Annotated in this window: 14 protein-coding genes and 1 pseudogene; 7 read left to right on the top strand and 8 right to left on the bottom strand. The window is 71.4% G+C overall.

Annotated features, from left to right (window positions below; translation table 11 throughout):
- The first annotated feature begins 13 nt into the window (after nucleotides 1-13).
- Nucleotides 14-3,646, top strand: a complete 3,633-nt coding sequence (locus ACFQ4H_RS17165; protein ID WP_377571970.1) for a DUF7507 domain-containing protein — start codon at nucleotides 14-16, stop codon at nucleotides 3,644-3,646.
- Between the two features lie 187 nt (nucleotides 3,647-3,833).
- On the opposite strand, the gene ACFQ4H_RS17160 is transcribed toward ACFQ4H_RS17165, so the two are convergent.
- Both ACFQ4H_RS17160 and ACFQ4H_RS17155 read right to left on the bottom strand, forming a co-directional pair.
- Nucleotides 3,834-5,132, bottom strand: coding sequence for a hypothetical protein (locus tag ACFQ4H_RS17160; RefSeq protein ID WP_377571969.1), 1,299 nt, complete (start codon nucleotides 5,130-5,132; stop codon nucleotides 3,834-3,836).
- 41 nt (nucleotides 5,133-5,173) lie between these two features.
- Nucleotides 5,174-5,544 (bottom strand): annotated as a pseudogene (locus tag ACFQ4H_RS17155) (winged helix-turn-helix domain-containing protein); the annotation flags it as partial.
- Between the two features lie 344 nt (nucleotides 5,545-5,888).
- Here ACFQ4H_RS17155 and ACFQ4H_RS17150 point away from each other — a divergent pair.
- A complete protein-coding gene (locus ACFQ4H_RS17150) occupies nucleotides 5,889-7,550 on the top strand; it encodes a DUF4132 domain-containing protein (protein WP_377571968.1) in 1,662 nt (553 codons plus the stop codon).
- Between the two features lie 68 nt (nucleotides 7,551-7,618).
- Here ACFQ4H_RS17150 and bsaP read toward each other — a convergent pair whose 3' ends face one another.
- Nucleotides 7,619-7,810: a biotin synthase auxiliary protein BsaP gene (bsaP, locus tag ACFQ4H_RS17145; RefSeq protein WP_377571967.1), complete on the bottom strand. Its 192-nt coding sequence runs from the start codon at nucleotides 7,808-7,810 to the stop codon at nucleotides 7,619-7,621.
- On the bottom strand, nucleotides 7,807-8,802 hold the full coding sequence (bioB, locus tag ACFQ4H_RS17140) for a biotin synthase BioB (protein ID WP_377571966.1): 996 nt from the start codon (nucleotides 8,800-8,802) through the stop codon (nucleotides 7,807-7,809). Before bioB ends, bsaP begins: the two co-directional genes overlap by 4 nt.
- 198 nt (nucleotides 8,803-9,000) lie before the next feature.
- Between bioB and ACFQ4H_RS17135 the strand changes: the two genes are divergently transcribed.
- Both ACFQ4H_RS17135 and bioD read left to right on the top strand, forming a co-directional pair.
- Complete coding sequence (locus ACFQ4H_RS17135) at nucleotides 9,001-10,170, top strand: 8-amino-7-oxononanoate synthase (RefSeq protein WP_377572000.1); 1,170 nt, start codon at nucleotides 9,001-9,003, stop codon at nucleotides 10,168-10,170.
- The gene (bioD, locus tag ACFQ4H_RS17130) at nucleotides 10,167-10,895 is read left to right on the top strand and encodes a dethiobiotin synthase (protein WP_377571965.1); all 729 of its coding nucleotides are present in this window, start codon (nucleotides 10,167-10,169) and stop codon (nucleotides 10,893-10,895) included. Before ACFQ4H_RS17135 ends, bioD begins: the two co-directional genes overlap by 4 nt.
- A gap of 100 nt (nucleotides 10,896-10,995) precedes the next feature.
- Here bioD and ACFQ4H_RS17125 read toward each other — a convergent pair whose 3' ends face one another.
- Nucleotides 10,996-11,604: a TIGR03086 family metal-binding protein gene (locus tag ACFQ4H_RS17125; RefSeq protein ID WP_377571964.1), complete on the bottom strand. Its 609-nt coding sequence runs from the start codon at nucleotides 11,602-11,604 to the stop codon at nucleotides 10,996-10,998.
- 113 nt (nucleotides 11,605-11,717) lie between these two features.
- Here ACFQ4H_RS17125 and ACFQ4H_RS17120 point away from each other — a divergent pair, with 113 nt between their 5' ends.
- The 3 genes from ACFQ4H_RS17120 to ACFQ4H_RS17110 all read left to right on the top strand — a co-directional run bounded on the left by ACFQ4H_RS17120 (nucleotide 11,718) and on the right by ACFQ4H_RS17110 (nucleotide 14,939).
- Nucleotides 11,718-12,566 carry a DUF6597 domain-containing transcriptional factor gene (locus ACFQ4H_RS17120; RefSeq protein ID WP_377571963.1) on the top strand — a complete coding sequence of 283 codons (849 nt, stop codon included), beginning with the start codon at nucleotides 11,718-11,720 and terminating at the stop codon, nucleotides 12,564-12,566.
- A 46-nt stretch (nucleotides 12,567-12,612) separates the two neighbouring features.
- Nucleotides 12,613-14,193 carry a histidine kinase gene (locus ACFQ4H_RS17115; RefSeq protein ID WP_377571962.1) on the top strand — a complete coding sequence of 527 codons (1,581 nt, stop codon included), beginning with the start codon at nucleotides 12,613-12,615 and terminating at the stop codon, nucleotides 14,191-14,193.
- A gap of 122 nt (nucleotides 14,194-14,315) precedes the next feature.
- Complete coding sequence (locus ACFQ4H_RS17110) at nucleotides 14,316-14,939, top strand: response regulator (RefSeq protein ID WP_449289024.1); 624 nt, start codon at nucleotides 14,316-14,318, stop codon at nucleotides 14,937-14,939.
- Nucleotides 14,940-15,074: 135 nt separating this feature from the next.
- On the opposite strand, the gene ACFQ4H_RS17105 is transcribed toward ACFQ4H_RS17110, so the two are convergent.
- Genes ACFQ4H_RS17105 through ACFQ4H_RS17095 form a run of 3 tightly spaced genes read right to left on the bottom strand, consistent with a single transcriptional unit; the run spans nucleotide 15,075 to nucleotide 18,023 of the window.
- The gene (locus ACFQ4H_RS17105) at nucleotides 15,075-15,881 is read right to left on the bottom strand and encodes an ABC transporter permease (RefSeq protein ID WP_377571960.1); all 807 of its coding nucleotides are present in this window, start codon (nucleotides 15,879-15,881) and stop codon (nucleotides 15,075-15,077) included.
- A complete protein-coding gene (locus tag ACFQ4H_RS17100) occupies nucleotides 15,878-17,065 on the bottom strand; it encodes an alpha/beta hydrolase family protein (RefSeq protein ID WP_377571959.1) in 1,188 nt (395 codons plus the stop codon). The genes ACFQ4H_RS17105 and ACFQ4H_RS17100 overlap by 4 nt, the downstream gene beginning before the upstream one ends.
- A gap of 16 nt (nucleotides 17,066-17,081) precedes the next feature.
- Entirely contained in the window at nucleotides 17,082-18,023 is a 942-nt protein-coding gene (locus ACFQ4H_RS17095) for an ATP-binding cassette domain-containing protein (RefSeq protein ID WP_377571958.1), read from the bottom strand.
- Nucleotides 18,024-18,112 lie beyond the last annotated feature (89 nt).

The following is an 18,112-nucleotide window of genomic DNA, read 5'->3' as shown; positions in this document are numbered from 1 at the left end:
ATAGCATCCCGTCATGCCACTTACGCGAGTTCTGTCCACGAAACGGGTTAGTCGCCTGGTTGCGGCGACCACCTCGATATTGATCATCGGGGGGCTACCGCTGGTCGGCTCCGCACCGGCCCATGCTCAGCCCGGTACCCCGCTGGTCGAGGAGACGTTCACCGGGGCCACCGCAGACCCGCGTTTCGAGGCGTACGGATCGGCCTGCCTGACCGGCGCTCCCGCTGGCGCGCCGCCCGGGCCGGGTGAGCATCCGTTGGGTTCGTGCAGCAACAACCGGGTCGGACCGGTTCCACCTGCGGGCGGGGCCCCGCACGGGTATCTGCAGCTGACGGACGCCTCCAACGACCAGGCCGGGGCGGTGCTCTTCAACCAACCGATCCCGGCCAACCAGGGCCTCGAGGTCACCTTCGAGCAGTGGCAGTACGGCAGCACCACACCGGCGACCCCGGCCGACGGCATTTCGTTCTTCCTCGTGGACGGTGCCGGAGGGTTGACGGCTCCCGGTGCGTTCGGCGGCAGTCTGGGCTACGCGCAGAAGCTCCCGGACGACAACCCGGCCAACACGTTCCTGCCCGGCGTGAACAACGGCTACCTGGGCATCGGGCTCGACGTGCTGGGCAACTACTTCGGTGACTGGGAGCAGCGCGGCAACGGCTGCGCGCAGCGATCACCGGCCGGCACGATCTTCCGGATACCGGCGCCGGGGCCGAACATGGTCACCGTGCGGGGCCCCGGGAACGGCACCGAGGGATACTGCTTCCTGACCGCGACCACGTCCAACTTCACCACGACCGGACCGTGGCCCTCGACACTGCCCGGCCAACTACAGGGACCGCTGACCAGCCTGCCGCCGGGCGTGACCCCGCAGCAGGCCGAGGCTCTCCTGGAGCCCTCGAAGCGCACGGTCACGGTACGGGTCAGTCCCGCCCCGAACCCCCAGGTCACGGTCAGCATCGACTTCAACGACGGCAACGGCTCGCAGCAGGTGCTGGCTTTCGCCGCGCCGCAACCGGTGCCGGCGACGTACAAACTCGGGTTCGCCGCCTCCACCGGGCTGTTCACGGACGTACACCTGATCCGCAACGTCAGCGTGAGTTCCCTGGAGCCGCTGCCGACGCTGAACCTGGTCAAGCAGGTGGACATCGACCCGCCGCTGCCGCCGGTGATCGGGGTCGGCACGAACGTGCCGTACGAGTTCGTGGTCACCAACACCGGTCTCATACCGATCACCGAACTCGTGGTGTCCGACCCGGTCTTCGACACCATCACCTGTCCCACGACGACCCTGGCACCCGGGCAGACCACGGTGTGTACCGCCACCTACACCGTGACGCAGGCCGACGTCGACGCGGGCATAGTGGTGAACACGGCTGTCGCGTCCGGTAACAGCACGGCCGGACCGGTCACCTCACCTCCGTCACAGGCATCGCTGCCCCTCGGTGCCGGCACCGGCGCCTTGTCACTGACGAAGATCGCCGAGCCGTCGACCGTGTCGGCGGCCGGGCAGCAGGTGTCGTACGAGTACGTGGTGACCAACACCGGTGACGTGACGATCAGCGGTCTGACCGCAGTGGACACCACGTTCACCGGCACCGGTACACCGCCCACCGTCACCTGCCCGATCACCAGCCTCGCCCCAGGTGCCCAGACCATCTGCACCGGGGCCTACACCGTGACGCAGGCCGACGTCGACGCCGGGACCGACATCACCAACACCGCGATCGCCAGCGGGTCCGCACCCGACGGCACCACGGTCAACTCACCCCTGTCCAGCGCGAACGTCGACATCGTCGCCACGTCATCCCTCGCGCTGGTGAAGTCGGTGGATCCGTCGACCGTGACCGCCGCCGGCCAGACGGTCACCTATTCGTTCCTGGTGACCAACAACGGCGACACCACCATCACCGGACTGGCCATCGACGAGACCTCGTTCACCGGTACGGGGACACTGTCGCCGGTCGTCTGCCCGGTCACGACACTCGCGCCGGCCGCGTCGACCACCTGTACCGCCACCTATGCCGTGACCCAGGCGGACGTCGACGCCGGCTCGATCACGGACACCGCGACCGCGACCGGCACCGACCCGGGTGGCGACGCGGTGACCTCACCGCCCTCGACGGCGACGGTCGACGTCGACGTCGCCGCCGGGCTGTTGTTGACCAAGGTCGCCGACCCGTCGAGTGTGTCGGCGGCCGGGCAGCAGGTGACCTACCGGTACGTGGTGACCAACACCGGAACAGCGACGGTCACGGCGCTGACCGTCACCGACACGACCTTCACCGGCACCGGCACGCCGCCCACCGTCACCTGCCCGGTCACCACCCTCGCGCCGGACGAGCAGACCACCTGTACCGGCACGTACACCGTCACCCAGGCGGACATCGACGCCGGCAGCGTGACCAACACCGCCACCGCGACCGGGACCACGCCGGGCGGCCCCACCACCTCGGATCCCTCCACGGTCGTGGTCGACGTCGTCGCAGCCCCGTCGCTCGCCCTGGTCAAGTCCGCCGAACCCACCACGGTCACCGCCGCCGGCCAACAGATCCGCTACGCGTTCCTGGTCGTCAACAACGGCAACGTCACGATCACCGACCTGACCATCAACGAGACGGCCTTCACCGGTACCGGTTCACCGCCCACCATCACCTGCCCCGTCACGGCCCTGGCACCGGCGCAGGAGACGACCTGCGGTGGTACGTACACCGTCACCCAGGCGGACATCGACGCCGGCTCGGTCACCGACACCGCCGAGGCAACCGGCAACGACCCGACCGGCAGTCCGCGGACCTCACCACCTTCGACCGCTGTCGTCGAGGCCGCCGCAACCGCCGCCCTCTCCGTGGTCAAGTCCGCCGAACCCACCAGCGTCACCGCCGCCGGCCAACAGGTCACCTTCTCCTTCGCGGTGACCAACACCGGCAACGTCACACTGCGGGACGTCGACATCATTGACATCACCTTCACGGGCAGTGGGCCGCTGGCGCCGCCAACCTGTCCACCCGGTGCCGCATCACTGGCACCCGGCGACTCCATCACCTGCACCGCCACCTACACGGTCACCCAGGCGGACGTCGACGCCGGCTCGATCAGCAACACCGCCTCGGCGACCGGAACGCCGCCACCCGGCGTCACCCCACCGCAGGCACCACCATCCACCGTCACGGTGCCGACCACCGGCACCAGGGGACTGGGCGTCACCAAGACCGGCCATGCCGTCGACGTCAACGACAACGGCCGGATCGACGCTGGCGACCGCATCGACTGGACGTTGACCGTGACCAACCTCGGCGCAACCACCATCCGGAACATCACGGTCTCCGATGAGTTGTCAGGGGCGGTCACCTGCCCCGGCAGCGAACTCGCCCCGGGAGCCGCGATGAACTGCACCGTGCCCCCGCACACCATCACCGCCGCCGACGTAGCCGCCGGCAGGGTGGTCAACGTTGCCACCGCCACCGGGGTCACCGGTGACGGCACACCGGTCACGTCCGAACCGGCCCGCGCATCGGTCGACATCAAGTCGCTCCCGGTCACCGGCACCGGCCACATCCCGCAACTCGTCGCCGCCGGTCTCATGATCACCGCAGGTGGCGTACTGCTACTCGTCCGACCCCGCCGGAGCCGACGCGGCACCTGCTGAGACCGGGGTGTGGCAGGTGCATCGGACCTGAGCCGGCGGCCACCGAGGACGGGAGTTCCGGGGGAGTACCGGAACCGGTGGTGCCGGAGGGCCGGGAACGATGGGGCCGACGCAACACCGATCCGGCCCGGCACGCAACAGAGCGTGCCGGGCCGGTGTCGGGACCGGGGTGCCGTCGCTAGGGATGTCACCGACTTCGAACGACCGCCCAGAGCGGCAGCCAGCACGGGGGGAGCAGCCAGGCGACGGCCAGCAGCCAGGGCAGCCGCCACCACGGGGACGGGCCGCCGGGTGTGGCGGTCGTGTCGGCCACCGGCACGATCCAGCCGGTGGCGGTCAACGACCAGGTGAGGAAGGCGTCCCCCACCGGAAGTACGCCGCCGAGGTAGCGGCGCTGGTCGTCGTACTCGACTGCCAGACCGGTCACCTCGGCCAGCCCGGTGAGCGCGTTGGCGCTCCGCCGGTCGCCGAAGAGCACCGCGTCGCCCAGCGCCACCACACTCGCCGATGCGGAAAGCCCGAGGATCAGCGGACCGGAGTCGACGTCGCCGGCCCGGTCGACGCCGCGCGGATGCTCGCGGACACCGGGCGCACCGGGCACGGTCGAGGCGTACAACTCCCGGAACCGGGCCCAGTCCCGGGTGGCCTCGACCGGATACACCTCACGCAGGAAGCGCAGGGCCATCGTCTGCGAAGTGGCCCGGGCCCCCTCCACCGGTTGGCCGGAGACCGGATCGACCCGGTGGGGCAGCAGGCCGGTGGCCGGGTCACGCCGCTCGTCGGCGGCCCGCTGCCACCGGCCGAGCAACCCCTGGTACGCCGTACCGCCGGTCAGATGGTCGGCGAGACGTACGGCGGCGATGCCGACCGTGCTGTCCACCGGCCATGCCTGATCCGGGTACGCGGTCAGGAACGGCGAGCCGGTCGAGGCGAGTTGCCGGTCGAAGGCGGCGGCCAGCGCGGCGACGTCACCGGCCAGTCGGCTGGCCTCGGTCGGTGCGGCCGACGTGCCACCGGCCAGGCGTACCACCCCGCCGCGTAGCCAACTGCTCCAGCCGGCGTGGAAGACACCGTACGGCGGGTCGAGTCGGGGGGAGAAGGCGGCCCGACCGGCCTCGGAGTCGAGCGCGGCCAGCGCGCCCCGGGCCTCGGTGAGCGCCCGATCCCGGTAGGCCGGATCCCGGTTGCCGACGTCGACCCAGGACAGGCCATAGAGGACGTGCAGGAAGAAGTAGCCCTCCGGGAAGAGTTGCTGCATCCGGTCTGCCGCACCGTCGTCGATGGCCCGGCGCAGGAACGCCAACCGGGGTACGGCATCGGCGGCCACCGCCGCATCGTCCCGGTCCAACGGGGTGCGGGCGGCTAGCCGTACGGTCACGACGGTGGCGACCAGGGCGGCGATCAGTGCGATCGTCGTCGTGACGGTGAACAGCAGGATCCGGCCGACGATGCGGCCGGGGCGACGGGCGGGGTGGGCGGTTGGCACGCGCGGTACGCTAGCCCGCCTGCGCCAACCGCCCCGGCGTCCTATCGAGCCTCGGCGATGCGGTAGCCCACCCCCGGGGTCGTGGTGATGACCGGCGGCTGCCCCAGTTTGCGGCGGAGCCGCCCGATGGTCACGGTGACGGTGTTGGTGAACGGGTCGGCGTTCTCGTCCCAGACCTGTTCGAGCAGCTTTTCGGCGCTGAGGAAGGCCGGACTGGCCCGTAGGAGGGCTTCGAGGAGCGCGAACTCCTTGACCGACAGGTCGATCCGGTGACCGTCCAGGTGACCGTACGACGTACCGGGTCGAGTTCGATGCCGGCGGTCCGCAGCGTCCGGGCCCGTACGGCGGGTTGCCGACGGGCCAGGGCCCGGATCCGTAGGACCAGTTCGGGAAAGTGGAACGGTTTGGCGAGGCACCGTACCGTGCAGGTCGGGCTCTTCGCCACGTCCCCGGGGAGACCTGACACTACGCCGTACGGGGTTCGGGGCGAGCACCTCCGAGGTGCGGTTCACCCAGGCGACCACGGTCTTCGACAACGTCAGTCTGGCCGGCGGTGCATCGGCCGGCGAGTGGCAGCACGCCGGGACGGACGTCCAGACCGACTGGGAGCGGTATCACCGGCCCCCCGGGCTCGTCGAGTCGGACGGCCGGGCGGCGTCGTACGGCATCACTAGGGTGCTGGATCATGAACGAGCCGACCTCTGCCGACCTGAAGCGAAGTGGCGCACGTCTGATCCGGCACCTGGTCGGTGCCGTGTGACGCAGCCGCAAAGTCCCCAGGTACATCCGAGGATCCCCCAGGGGCTCTACGACCGGGTCAAGGCGCTGAGCGTCGACGGTGAGGTCGGGGAGTTCGCCGACGGCCTGGTCGAGATCGCCGGGCTGAAGGGTACGAGCTGGGATCTGCGGGAACTGCTGAAGGGCGCACCGGTCGACCGCTGGCTGGCGGTGTACCGACGGGTCTCGGACGCGCGGGTCGGCCAGCTGCGCCCCGTGCCGAACCCGCCGCTGTGGGACGCCATCCGCGAGAGCGTGCCGCCGGACGTCCCGGCCGAGGTGCTCCACGAGATCCTCGACGACCTCGGTCAGGAGTTCTACTACTACCCGTACGCGCAGTTGGCTGCGCTGGCCCGGGCCTGGCTGGCCACCGGCGCGGCGCTGCCACCGACGATGATCGGTGTGATCCGCCGCAGCGCCATCGACGAGGAGAAACGCAACTGGCCGGACACCGGGTGCGTACTACCTGAACTGCTGGCCGAGCTGACCGGTCTGCCGCCGGTCAATCCCGGTGAGGTGTGGGCCGACCGGGTCCTCGCCGAGCTACCCGAGCTCGGGGCCGACTGGCAGGCCCTGGTGGACCATGCCGCCACGGCCACCTCGGACAAGCCGTCCGCCCGTTGGGAGAACCGGGGCCGGGAACTGCTGGACCTGGTCGGCCCGGACCGGACGGCCCGGGTGATCACGAGTTGGCTCCGCCTGGTGGGCCAGCCGCGGTCGATGCCACTGTCCTGGTCTTTCCATCGAGACCACGGTGAACAGCGCTACGACCCGCACAACGAGGTCGTCCTGCGTGGGTTGGTCTGGCTGCTCGGCTTCACCCCGGCCACCCCGGACAGTGCCCGTACGCTGGGCGAACTGGTGCCGACCGCGCTCCGGCGGAGCCCCTGGTCCGAGCACCTGATCAGCCCGGTGACCGCCAGGGCGGGGGTGTACGCGCTGTCCCGGCTGGCCGATGTGCTGGCGGTCGAGGAACTCGCCGGCCTGACCCACCGGCTGACCGTCAAGAGCGTGCTCAAGGATGTCGACACGGCCATCACCCGGCAGACCGTCGCGCTTGGCATCACCCGGGCCGAGGTCGAGGAACTGGGCATCCCGGCGTACGGCCTGACCGGGGTCGGGCATCGGACGTCGGAGATCGGCGGGGTGACCGCCACGCTGACGGTGACCGGGGCGGGGGTCGACCTGACCTGGCGCGACGGGACCGGCAAGGTGATCAAGAGCCCGCCCCCGGCGGTACGCAAGCACCACACCGTGGCCATCCGGGACCTACGGGCGGAGACCAAACGGATCGGCAAGGCACTGGCCGCGCAGATCAACCGGTTGGAGCGGGAGATGACCGCCGAGCGGGTCTGGACGTACGACATCTGGAGCCAGCGCTACCTCGACCATCCACTGGTCGGGGTGGTGGCCCGGCAGCTGATCTGGACGGTCGACGGACAGTCCTGTGGCTACGCCGACGGGGCGCTACGCGGGCTCGACGACCGGCCACTGACCCCGGCCCCGGACGCCCCGGTAAGCCTCTGGCACCCGTTGCGCCACACCGAGGACGAGGTGGCGGCCTGGCGTAGCTGGCTGGACCGGCACGGCATCCGCCAACCGGTGGAGCAGGCGCACCGGCCGGTGGTCCGCCCCAGCTAGGACGACGTGCGGCACGCACCGCCGTCGTGCCCGGTGGCAGCCCAGCCGTCACCGGGCACGACGGCGGGTCAGCTCTGGATTACGCCGTGCTCGACGCAGGTCGCCGACCAGCCGGCCGGCAGGACCTGCACCTTCATCCGCCGCCGGCAGTGGGCGCAGAAGCGGGGCGGCTCCAACTCCCGGGCCGCCTGGCAGCCGTCGTGTGCCCCCTTGGTGGCGGGCTGGCCGCACCGGTCGCACCACACCGCGGTCCCCATCACAGTGTCGCGGAGAGGGCCTTGACCGGCATCTTCAGGTCGTCCAGCAACTCCAGGTCGGCGGTGGCCGGGCGACCCAGCGTGGTCAGGTAGTTGCCGACGATGACCGCGTTGATGCCGCCGAGCAGCCCGTCCCGGGTGCCGAGGTCACCGAGGGTGATCTCCCGGCCGCCCGCGTACCGGAGGATGGTCCGGGGCATCGCGAGCCGGAACGCGGCGATGGCCCGCAGCGCGTCGCGCGCCTCGACCACCGGCTGGTCGCCCAGCGGGGTGCCGGGACGCGGGTTGAGGAAGTTGAGCGGCACCTCGTGCGGGTCCAGTTCGGCGAGCTGGGCGGCGAACTCGGCGCGCTGCTCCAGCGTCTCGCCCAGGCCGAGGATGCCGCCGCAGCAGACCTCCATGCCGGACGCCCGCACCATCGTCAGCGTCTCCCAGCGCTCCTCCCAGGAGTGCGTGGTGACAACGTTCGGGAAGTACGAACGGCAGGTCTCCAGGTTGTGGTTGTAGCGGTGCACGCCCATCTCGACCAGCTCGTCGACCTGGGCCTGGGTGAGCATGCCCAGCGAGGCGGCGACCTGGATGTCCACCTCCGCCTTGATCGCGGCGACACCCTCACGCATCTGCTTCATCAGCCGCTCGTCCGGACCGCGTACCGCCGCGACGATGCAGAACTCGGTGGCCCCGGTGTCGGCCGTCTGCTTCGCCGCCTTCACCAGCGACGGGATGTCCAGCCAGACCGAACGTACCGGCGAGGCGAACAGGCCGGACTGTGAGCAGAAGTGGCAGTCCTCCGGACAGCCGCCGGTCTTCAGCGAGACGATCCCTTCGACCTCGACCTCCGGCCCGCACCAGCGCATCCGTACGTCGTGGGCGAGTTGCAGGGCGGCGGGAAGGTGCTCGTCGGGCAGGCGCAGTACGGCGAGCACACCGGCCTGATCGAGGCCGACACCGTTCTCAAGTACCTGCGTACGCGCCTGGTCGAGGATTTCTGGCATGGCCGTACCCTACTAGGCCGGTTGGTTGGCCGACCCTCCCCGACAGCTGGAGTTTCGGCCACTGACGGTTGGTGGGTCGCCCGGCCGGCATGGCCGCCCGCCGCCACCGGCACGAAGTGGTATTTTCGCCGGTCGGAGCGTCCGCTCTGGAAGCCGCGTCGGCATCCGGTGGCCAGCGACCGAGCCGAGGGGGAGACCGTGGCGAACTGGTTGGAAACGCTCGACCGTCGGGCTCAGCTACGGGCCAGGGCGGGACTGACCCGGAAACTGCGGCCGAGGAGCGCCGCCGACCCGGCGGTTGACCTGGCCGGAAACGACTATCTCGGACTCTCCCGTCATCCCGCCGTGCTCGGCGCGGCGGCGGCGGCACTGTCCGAATACGGCCTGGGCGCGACCGGCTCCCGACTCGTCCGGGGCTCCACCGACCTGCACCACACCCTGGAGGCGGAGCTCACCGGCTGGCTGGGGGCGCAGCAGACGCTCGTCTTCTCCTCCGGTTACCTGGCCAACCTGGCCGCCGTACGGGCCCTGGTCCGGCCCCGCACCCTGCTGATCTCCGATGCGCACAACCACGCCTCGCTGATCGACGGTGGTCGGCTCTCCGGCGCGGAGACGGTGGTCACCCCGCACCTCGACGTCGATGCCGTCCGGGCCACCCTGGCGGCGGCTCCCGGCCGCCCGGCGGTGGTGCTGACCGAGTCGGTCTTCTCCGTCGACGGCGATCTTGCCGCGCTGGCACGGTTGCACGGGGTGGTCCGGGAACACGGTGCGTTGCTGCTGGTCGACGAGGCGCATGCGCTGGGCGTGACCGGGCCCGGAGGTGCTGGTGCGGTGGTGGCCGCCGGCCTGGCCGGTGAACCGGACGTGGTGGTGACGGCGACGTTGTCCAAGGCGCTCGGTGGGGCCGGTGGCCTGGTCGCCGGGCCGGCCGAGCTGATCCGGCATCTGATCGACACCGGCCGTACCTTCATCTTCGACACCGCGTTGCCCCCGGCGGTGGCAGCCGGGGTGCTGACCGCGACGAAGCTCGCCCGGTCCGGCGACGACCTGCGGGCCGAGTTGGCGCGGCGGGCCGACCGGGGAGTGCACCAGCTCCGGACGGCCGGGTTGACGGTGTCGACACCGGCCGGCGCGGTGCTGTCGATCACCGCACCCGACGCGGAGTCGGCTGTCTCCTGGGCGGCCGACTGCCTCGAACAGGGGGTTGCCGTCGGCTGTTTCCGGCCCCCGTCGACCCCGGACAGCCGGTCCCGACTGCGGCTGACCATCAACGCGGGGGTGCCCTCCGTCGACTTCGACCGGGCGCTCGACGTGATCGTGGCGTGCGCGCCGCAGGGTGCGCGGACCGGGCGGCAGGTGACGGCATGAGCGCTCCGTGGCGTGGCCCGATCGTGGTGACCGGCACGGACACCGATGTCGGCAAGACCGTGGTGACCGCCGCGATCACCGCGGCAGCGCAGGCGGCGGGCCTGCGGGTCGCCGTGGTCAAACCCGGCCAGACCGGTACGGCCACCGGCGCGCCGACCGACGTGGACACGGTCAACCGGCTGGCCGCCCCGATGACCGCGATCACGATGGCCGACTACCCGGACCCGCTGGCTCCGCTGGCCGCCGCCCGGGTCGCGGCAGCCGAACCGTTGGAGCTGTACACCGTCGTCGACGCGGTCCGCGCCGAGGCGGAGAAGCACGACCTGGTGCTGATCGAGGGGGCCGGTGGGCTGCTGGTCCCGATGGGCCTGCGTCCCTCCGGCGAGGCGTGGACCGTCGCCGACCTGGCGGTCTCCCTCGGTGCGCCGGCGGTGGTCGTTGCCCGCGCCGGACTGGGCACCCTGAACCACACCGCGCTCACCCTGGAGGCGCTGGACCGCCGGGCCGTACCGGCCGGGGTGGTGGTCGGTGCCTGGCCGGCCGAGCCGGAGCTGGTCCACTGGGCCAACCTGACCGACCTGGTCCCCAACATGGTCGGCGCGCTGCCGGACGGGGCCGGCGCCATGGAGCCCGGCGTGTTCCAGCGGTCCGCACCCGGCTGGCTCACCCCGGCGCTGTACGGCGTCCTGGACGACTGGCGCACCTGGGCCGAGGACGTCCAGTGAGCTGAGCCGGCTCCCGCTCACTGCTACGGCTGGCCTGCCGCCGCTTACGGCTGGCCGGCTCCCGCTCACCTGCTGCGGCTGGCCGGCAACTGCTCACCTGCTACGGCTGACGGGCTGCCCAGGCCGGATCACGGCCGCTGAGTGCCACGGCCCGGTCCAGCAGCGGTGCGGAGTCCGGCACCGGTACCGGCTGGCCGAAGATGCCGGCCGCCCGCCCCTGGTCAGCCATCCGCTCGATGATCTCCAGTGCCGTCCGGGTCACCGCCTCGGAGTAGTCCGGCCGCTGCCCGGTCGCCACGGCCAGATCCCAGCCGTGCAGCACCAGTTCGGCCAGCATCAGTGAACCGACCAGCGACGCGGGCATCGGAGTGCCGGCGAGGTGGGTCGTACCCTCCCAGGCGTCCGGGGACGACCAGGCCGCGGCGGTGTCGTCGGCCTGTTCGGCGAAGACCCCGGCCCAGTCGTCACCGACACCGTCCGGCCCCTCGTCGGGCTTCGGTTGCGCCTTGCGGGCGGCCTGCCCGGAGAAGACCACACCCCAGTAGGTGAGGTGCCGGCCCAGCGCGGCCACGTCGTACTCGGTGCAGGGGGTGGGCCGGGTGAGTTGGTCCGGTCGTACCGCCCGGACCAACTCCGCCGTACGGGTCATCGCCTCGGTCATCGCCTCGGTCATCGCCTCGGTCATCGCCTCGGTCTTCGAATCGTGCATGGTGCCGAGGCTAGTGTCGGCCGGGGACGCGGTTCTTGAACAAACGCGACAGGATCCGACCAGGCGTTACCTGGCCGGTTGGTGATCGATCGAGGAAACTAGGCTGGCCGGTGATGGACTGGCCGGACGATCGAGGGATCCTCTGGGCGCGAACCGCCCGGGAGAAGTTCCGCTACGGCCGACGGGCACCGGCACCGGAGCTGGCACCGTTCGTGACGCACTACTGGCTCGTGGAGTACGACCTGCGCGGTGAACCGCCGTACCGCCAGCGGGTGCTGCCGCACCCCTCGGTGAACCTCACCGTCGCCGGCCCACGGGCCCGGATCGCCGGAGTCATCCGGGGCCACTTCGACGAGATCCTGCGGGACGCCGGTTGGGTGCTGGGCGTACGGTTCCGGCCGGGCGGCTTCCGACCCTTCCTCGGGGCACCCGTCGTCACCATCGCCAACCGGTTCCTGCCGCTGACCGAGGTCCTCGGGGCCGGCGCGGCGGTCCGCCAGGACGCTGTTCCCGGTCCCACCGCCGGTCCGGGTGCCAGCAGCGGGGTCGACTGGGACGTGTTGACGGCGCGCATGGATGCCCTGCTGCTTGCCGCCCGGCCGGCGGTCGACCCGATGGTGGCGCAGATGGATGCCCTGGTTGACCGGATCGCCGCCGACCCGGGCACCGTACGGGTCGACGACCTGGCCCGCCGGACCGGCATCGGCGCACGGCGGCTACAGCGGCTGTTCGCCGAGTACGTCGGAGCCAGCCCCAAGTGGGTGATCCGGCTCTACCGGCTACACGAGGCGGCTCAGCGGGCCGCCAGCGGTGAGAAGGTCAGCTGGGCGGCGCTGGCCGTCGAACTTGGCTACAGCGATCAGGCGCACCTCGTCCGGGACTTCACCGCGCTGGTGGGGGTTTCGCCGGCCCGTTACGCCCGCCAGTGCGTCGCCGCTGGGCAGCAGGTCGCCACCACCTGACTTTCGTCAGTAACGCCGCAGCTCGGAGGGCTTGTAGCCTGGCCGGATGCCGGGTTGGTGGAACGTGCCGGTCGCAGCGGGGTGGGCCGGGCCGCGCAGTCGGCAGCAGTTGATGGTCGACGCTCTGCTCTGGGTGGTGCTGTCGGCACCGATCACCTGGGCGCTGCTCCTGCCCTGGCCCGATCCGCTCACCTGGCTACGGCTGGCCGGCTCGGTGCTGCTGATCGGCGTCGCGGTGGCCCTGAGCCGTCGATGGCCGGTGCTCTCGCTGGTGCTCATGGTGCTGCCGACCGCTTTCGACGGCAACTTCGTCTTCGCGGTCCCGTTGATGAGCTACCTGTCCGGGCTGCGGACCGCCCGGGCGTGGCCGGCCGCACTCATCTTCGCCACGATCGCGGTGGGCGGCACGGTGCTGAACCTCGGTGTGCTCGGCACCGATCTGGACATCTGGTTCCTGATCGCCACGACACTGCTGTTCGCCGGGGTCTTTCCCTGGTTGCTGGGCCGCTACCGGCGACAGCATCAGGCCCTGGTCCTTGCCGGCTGGGAGCAGGCCGAGCTGATGGAACGGGAGCAGCGGGGGGCTGCCGAGCGGGTCCGGATGCGGGAACGGGCCCGTATCGCCCAGGACATGCACGACTCGTTGGGCCACGACCTGAGCCTGATCGCGTTGCGGGCCGGAGCCCTGGAGGTGACCCCGGGGCTCGACGAGCGGCATCGCGTGGCCGCAGGTGAGGTGCGGGCCAGTGTCGCTGCCGCCACCGACCGGTTGCGGGACATCATCGGGGTGCTGCGCGAAGACGCTGAACCCGCAGCCACCCGGCCCGCCGACGAGAGCATCGCCGACCTGGTCGAGGGGGCTCGCGAAGCCGGGATGTCGGTTCGCCTCGTGCGGGACGGGTCCGACGGCGAGTTGTCGCCGATCGCGGACCGGGCGGCGTACCGGGTGGTGCAGGAGGCGTTGACCAATGCGGCCCGCTACGCCCCGGGGGCCCCGGTCGCCGTACGGGTCGTCCGGGCGGGGGAGTGGACCGAGGTGGGCGTACGCAACGACCCGCCCCCGGCCGGACCGCTGCCGGGGATGGCGTCCACCGGCTCTGGGCTGCTGGCCCTCGGTGAGCGGGTACGGCTGGCCGGCGGCACGCTCCGGACCGGACCACGGGACGGGGGTTTTGCCGTGGTCGCCCGCCTGCCGCACGGTCGCGCCGACCGGGTGGCCGAGGTCGACGGAGTACCGACAACCGAACCCGGCCGTCCCGAGGTGCCCTCCCAGGCGACCCACCAACTGCGTCACGCTCGGCGGCGGGTCCGCCGCAGCCTGCTGGTGGCGGTCACCGTACCGCTGACGATGGCCGGGGTGCTGTCGCTGGTCTACTACCCGTTGGCGGCGTTCGACGCGGTCCTGGAGCAGCCCGAATTCGACCGGTTGCGGATCGGCCAGCAGCGGGCAGACCTGAGGTTGCCGACCCGGCAGGTGCCGGCATCGGACGTGTCCGCCCTGCCCCGGCCGCCGGCCGGCTCGGTCTGTGAGTACTACAGCGACGGAAACTTCCCCTTCGTCCAGCCGACCTACCGGCTGTGTTTCGCCGGTGGCCGGCTGGTGGCCAAGGACCGCCTGACCACCTGACGGTCACCCCCCCGCTGAGAGGTCAGGAAGGCCCCCTCCTCTACGGGATGCGATGACGACGGGCCCTGCCATACCTGAGGAGAGCGGAAGTGATCTCGGTCCTGCTGGCCGACGACGAAGCGATGATCCGGGCCGGGGTGAAGGCGATCCTGGCCGCCGATCCGGAGATCGAGGTGGTCGCGGAGGCGGCCGACGGCCGTACGGCGGTCGAACTTGCCCGGGCGCACCGGCCACGGGTGGCGCTGCTGGACATCCGGATGCCCCGACTCGACGGTCTCGCCGCTGGCGCGCAGATCCGGCAACTGTTGCCGGAGACGGCGGTGGTCATGCTCACCACGTTCGGTGAGGACGACTACATCGCCCGGGCGCTCGGTGACGGTGCCAGTGGTTTCCTGCTCAAGTCCGGTGACCCGCGCGAGCTGATCGCCGGGGTACGGGCGGTGGCCGACGGCGCCGCCTACCTGTCGCCCCGGGTGGCCCGTCGGGTACTCACCCTGGGCGGGGAACGGATGCGCCGGGGGCCCGCTGCCCGGGACCGGATCGGTCCCCTCACCGACCGGGAACGTGAGGTGTTGGCGTTGGTCGGCGCGGGACTGTCCAACATCGAGATCGCGCGTCGACTGTTCCTGGTCGAGGGCACGGTGAAGAGCTACCTGAGCACGATCTTCACCCGGCTGGGCGTACGCAACCGGGTCCAGGCAGCGATCATCGCGTACGAGGCCGGCCTGGTGACCGGCGAAGGCTGATCGGCCACGTGTCGACCGCGCGACGGCTGACCAGGCGGCGCGACGGTCGACCAGGCAGTGCGACGGTCGACCGGTCACGTGTCGACCGGCGGTCCGGATGACCGGCCGCCGGTCGACACGTCGGCAGTGACGCTGTCAGGCGTCGCGTCGCCGCAGCACCATTCCGCCGGCCAGCAGCGCCACCACCGCCCAACCGGCCAGCAGCGCCAGCCCGACGGCGGGAGGATAGGGGTCGGTGTCGCCGCGCATGAAGTGTGCACCGGCCACGCCGGGGAAGAGATCAGCGATCCGGTTGAGGACCGGGATGTCCGGCTCCTGCAACGACAACGGGATGATCATCAGGCTCAGGAAGAGCACGGTGAGCGTCAGTACGGCACTGCGCAGCGCCGCTCCGAGCCCGAGCGTGAACACCCCGAGCAGGGCCAGGTAGGTGGCGCTCGCGGCGACGTCACCGACGGTCTGCCCGACCGGCACGCTGCCCCACTCGCCGAGCACCGGGCGGGCCACCGCGACCCCGATCGCCCCGATCAGCAGGCCCAGCGTGAACGTGACGACGCCGACGACGGTGGCCTTGGCCAGCAGCATCCGGGTACGCGACGGGGTCCACTGGAGCGTCGCGCGGATCGTGCCGGTGGCGTACTCGGCGGTGATCACCAGCAGTGCCACCGCCAGGACGGCGTACTGGGTCAACTCCATCGAGTCGATCACGATACGGCCGGCGGCGACCACGCCCACGTCGTCGGCCGGGTCGTCGTTGGTGTTGGCGTTCGCCGCGTAGATGGCCAGCTGTCCGGCGGTGGCCGCCATCAGCAGCACACTGGCCAGCAGCGCCCACCACGTCGTACGGACCGACCAGAGCTTGGTCCACTCGCTGGCGATCGCCCCGGGCAGCCCACCGCCGGTGCGGTCGGTCCGACGGGCAGTGGAGGAGAGCGTGGTCATACGGTGGCCTCGTTTCGGAACTGGACCTCGGGATAGGCGGGGGAGACACCGTCGAGCAACGGTCGGGGCTGACCGCGCAGGTGCCGGTCCAGGAACGCCGTGACGTACTCGCGGGTGATCAGCAACTGCCGGTCCGCCGGAATCGGGCCCGGGTCCAGACCGAGTTGCGCGCCGAGCACCGGCCGGTCGGTGAAGGACATGTGCCCGGTGCCGGTGACGGTCAGCCAGCGTTTCCACCCGGCCAGCCCGGGCCAGTCGCGTACCCAACTGACGTCCGCCGGCCGGTCCGCGCCGACCAGCAGGAACGGCCTGGTGACCGTGCCCGCCGGAACCGGTACGAAGAGGGTGCCGTCCAGGTCGGCCCCGGCAGCCACCCGCCGGTCGGTACGTAACACCTGGGCCGCCGAGGCACCGCCGATGGAGTGGCCGACCATCCCGATCCGGGTACGGTCCACCGCCCACGCGTCCGGCCAGGCCGGGTGCCGTCCGGTCAGCCGGTCCAGCAGGAACGACACGTCGGCGGCCCGTCCCTCGACGACCCGCTCGGCGGTGCCGGGGCCCCACAGGTCACAGGCGAGACATCCGGTCACCCGGCCGTCCGGGAACTCGACGCCCCGGGCCTCGTACGGATGGTCGACCCCGGCGACCACGTACCCCTGACTGGCCAACTCCTCGGCCAGCCCGGTCAGCGACTCGCGGCTCAGACTGAACCCGGGGGAGAGCACCACCAGCGGCCACCCGCCCATGGCCGGTCGGACGGGTGCGTGCCACCGTGCGTTGGTACGTACCGTGGTCAGCACCTCCGGTGGCAGGGGCAACCCCTCGGCGGCGACGATCCGGGCGGATACGGCAGCGGTGGTGTACGGTGCCCGCCCGCCCGGTACGGGAAGCGCCGGGTACCACAGCGACACCATCAGCTCCCGATCCGTCCCGGGCTGCCACGGGTCGGGCCGTCCATGGTCGACCAGATGCAGCCACGTGGTGCCGACCGGGTAGCGGCCGGTCGGCGCGGGCAGAGCAAGCGCCGGGGCGGTGGCCGGCGTCGGGCGTGCGGCCACACCCGCGCTGCCCGGTCCGACCAGCGCAAACAGCGCCAGGAGTACGACCAGCGCCCGGCCGGCCAGCCGCTGCGACGCGACCGGGTTCCTGCGGCCAGGTGCGGCGATGGCCGTGCGGTTATGCATGCCGGCGTTCCTGCGGTTACGCATGGCGGCCACCGGACCGGGCGGAGGTCCCGGAATACTCGACACTGTCGGCGGTCAACTCCAGGTACGCCTCCTCCAGTGACGCCGAACGGACGCTCAGCTCGTGCAGTCGTACGCCGAGTTCGTAGGCCAGGTCGCCGACCTGCTGGCGGCTGACGCCGGTCACCGTCAGCTCGTCCTCGCCGGTGGTCTCGACCTGCCCGGTTGCGGCGGTGAGCCGTTGCGCCAGCGCGGCCAGACCGGCCGGTTGCGGGCTGCGTACCCGGACCGCCGTCACCGAGCTGGCGGAGATCACCTCGGCGACCGGGGCGTCGGCGATCAGCTTGCCCCGGCCGATTACCACGAGCTGGTCGGCGGTGAGTTGCATCTCGCTCATCAGGTGGCTGGAGACGAAGACCGTACGGCCCTCGGCGGCCAGTGACCGCATGAGCTGTCGGATCCAGCGCACTCCGTCCGGATCGAGCCCGTTGACCGGCTCGTCGAACATCAGCACCGGCGGGTCGCCGAGCAGCGCGCCGGCGATGCCCAGCCGCTGTCCCATGCCGAGCGACAGTGTCCTTCCGCGCTTGCCCGCGGCGGTCCGGTCCAGCCCGACGGTGGCCAGTACCTCGTCCACCCGACGCGTCGGGATGCCGTTGCTGCGGGCCATCGCCAGCAGGTGGCTGCGTCCGGACCGGGCCGGGTGGATGGCCTTCGCGTCGAGCAGCGCCCCGACCTCGCGCAACGGATGGCGCAGCGTCACGTACGGCCGTCCGTTGACGAGCGCCTGGCCGGCGCAGGGCCGGTCCAGTCCGAGGACCATGCGCATGGTGGTGGACTTGCCGGCACCGTTCGGGCCGAGGAACCCGGTGACCCGACCCGGCTCGATGTCCAGTGACAGGTTGTCGACGGCCGTCGCCGCGCCGAAGCGCTTCGTCAGCCCGCGTAACGTGATCATGAAGCCTCCCTGGGGGATTTCCCCCGTCGTGGTGCGTAGACGGTAGAAATCCGGCCAGGTACGGCACAGTGCCCGAACGGCAGCCAGCA

Origin of the sequence: Micromonospora sonneratiae (assembly GCF_042679305.1) — a bacterium.
In the GTDB taxonomy this organism is placed as follows: domain Bacteria; phylum Actinomycetota; class Actinomycetes; order Mycobacteriales; family Micromonosporaceae; genus Micromonospora_H; species Micromonospora_H sonneratiae.
Note: the sequence above shows the minus strand (reverse complement) of the source record. Positions and strands in the feature narration are given on the sequence as shown.

Excerpts from the sequence above, each read along its gene's own strand:
- ACFQ4H_RS17165 (WP_377571970.1), top strand. The coding sequence starts at position 14 with ATGCCACTTACGCGAGTTCTGTCCACGAAACGGGTTAGTCGCCTGGTT.
- bioB (WP_377571966.1), bottom strand. The coding sequence starts at position 8,802 with ATGCCAGAAATCCTCGACCAGGCGCGTACGCAGGTACTTGAGAACGGT.
- bioD (WP_377571965.1), top strand. The coding sequence starts at position 10,167 with ATGAGCGCTCCGTGGCGTGGCCCGATCGTGGTGACCGGCACGGACACC.
- ACFQ4H_RS17125 (WP_377571964.1), bottom strand. The coding sequence starts at position 11,604 with ATGCACGATTCGAAGACCGAGGCGATGACCGAGGCGATGACCGAGGCG.
- ACFQ4H_RS17120 (WP_377571963.1), top strand. The coding sequence starts at position 11,718 with ATGGACTGGCCGGACGATCGAGGGATCCTCTGGGCGCGAACCGCCCGG.
- ACFQ4H_RS17115 (WP_377571962.1), top strand. The coding sequence starts at position 12,613 with ATGCCGGGTTGGTGGAACGTGCCGGTCGCAGCGGGGTGGGCCGGGCCG.
- ACFQ4H_RS17110 (WP_449289024.1), top strand. The coding sequence starts at position 14,316 with ATGATCCGGGCCGGGGTGAAGGCGATCCTGGCCGCCGATCCGGAGATC.
- ACFQ4H_RS17105 (WP_377571960.1), bottom strand. The coding sequence starts at position 15,881 with ATGACCACGCTCTCCTCCACTGCCCGTCGGACCGACCGCACCGGCGGT.
- ACFQ4H_RS17100 (WP_377571959.1), bottom strand. The coding sequence starts at position 17,065 with ATGCATAACCGCACGGCCATCGCCGCACCTGGCCGCAGGAACCCGGTC.
- ACFQ4H_RS17095 (WP_377571958.1), bottom strand. The coding sequence starts at position 18,023 with ATGATCACGTTACGCGGGCTGACGAAGCGCTTCGGCGCGGCGACGGCC.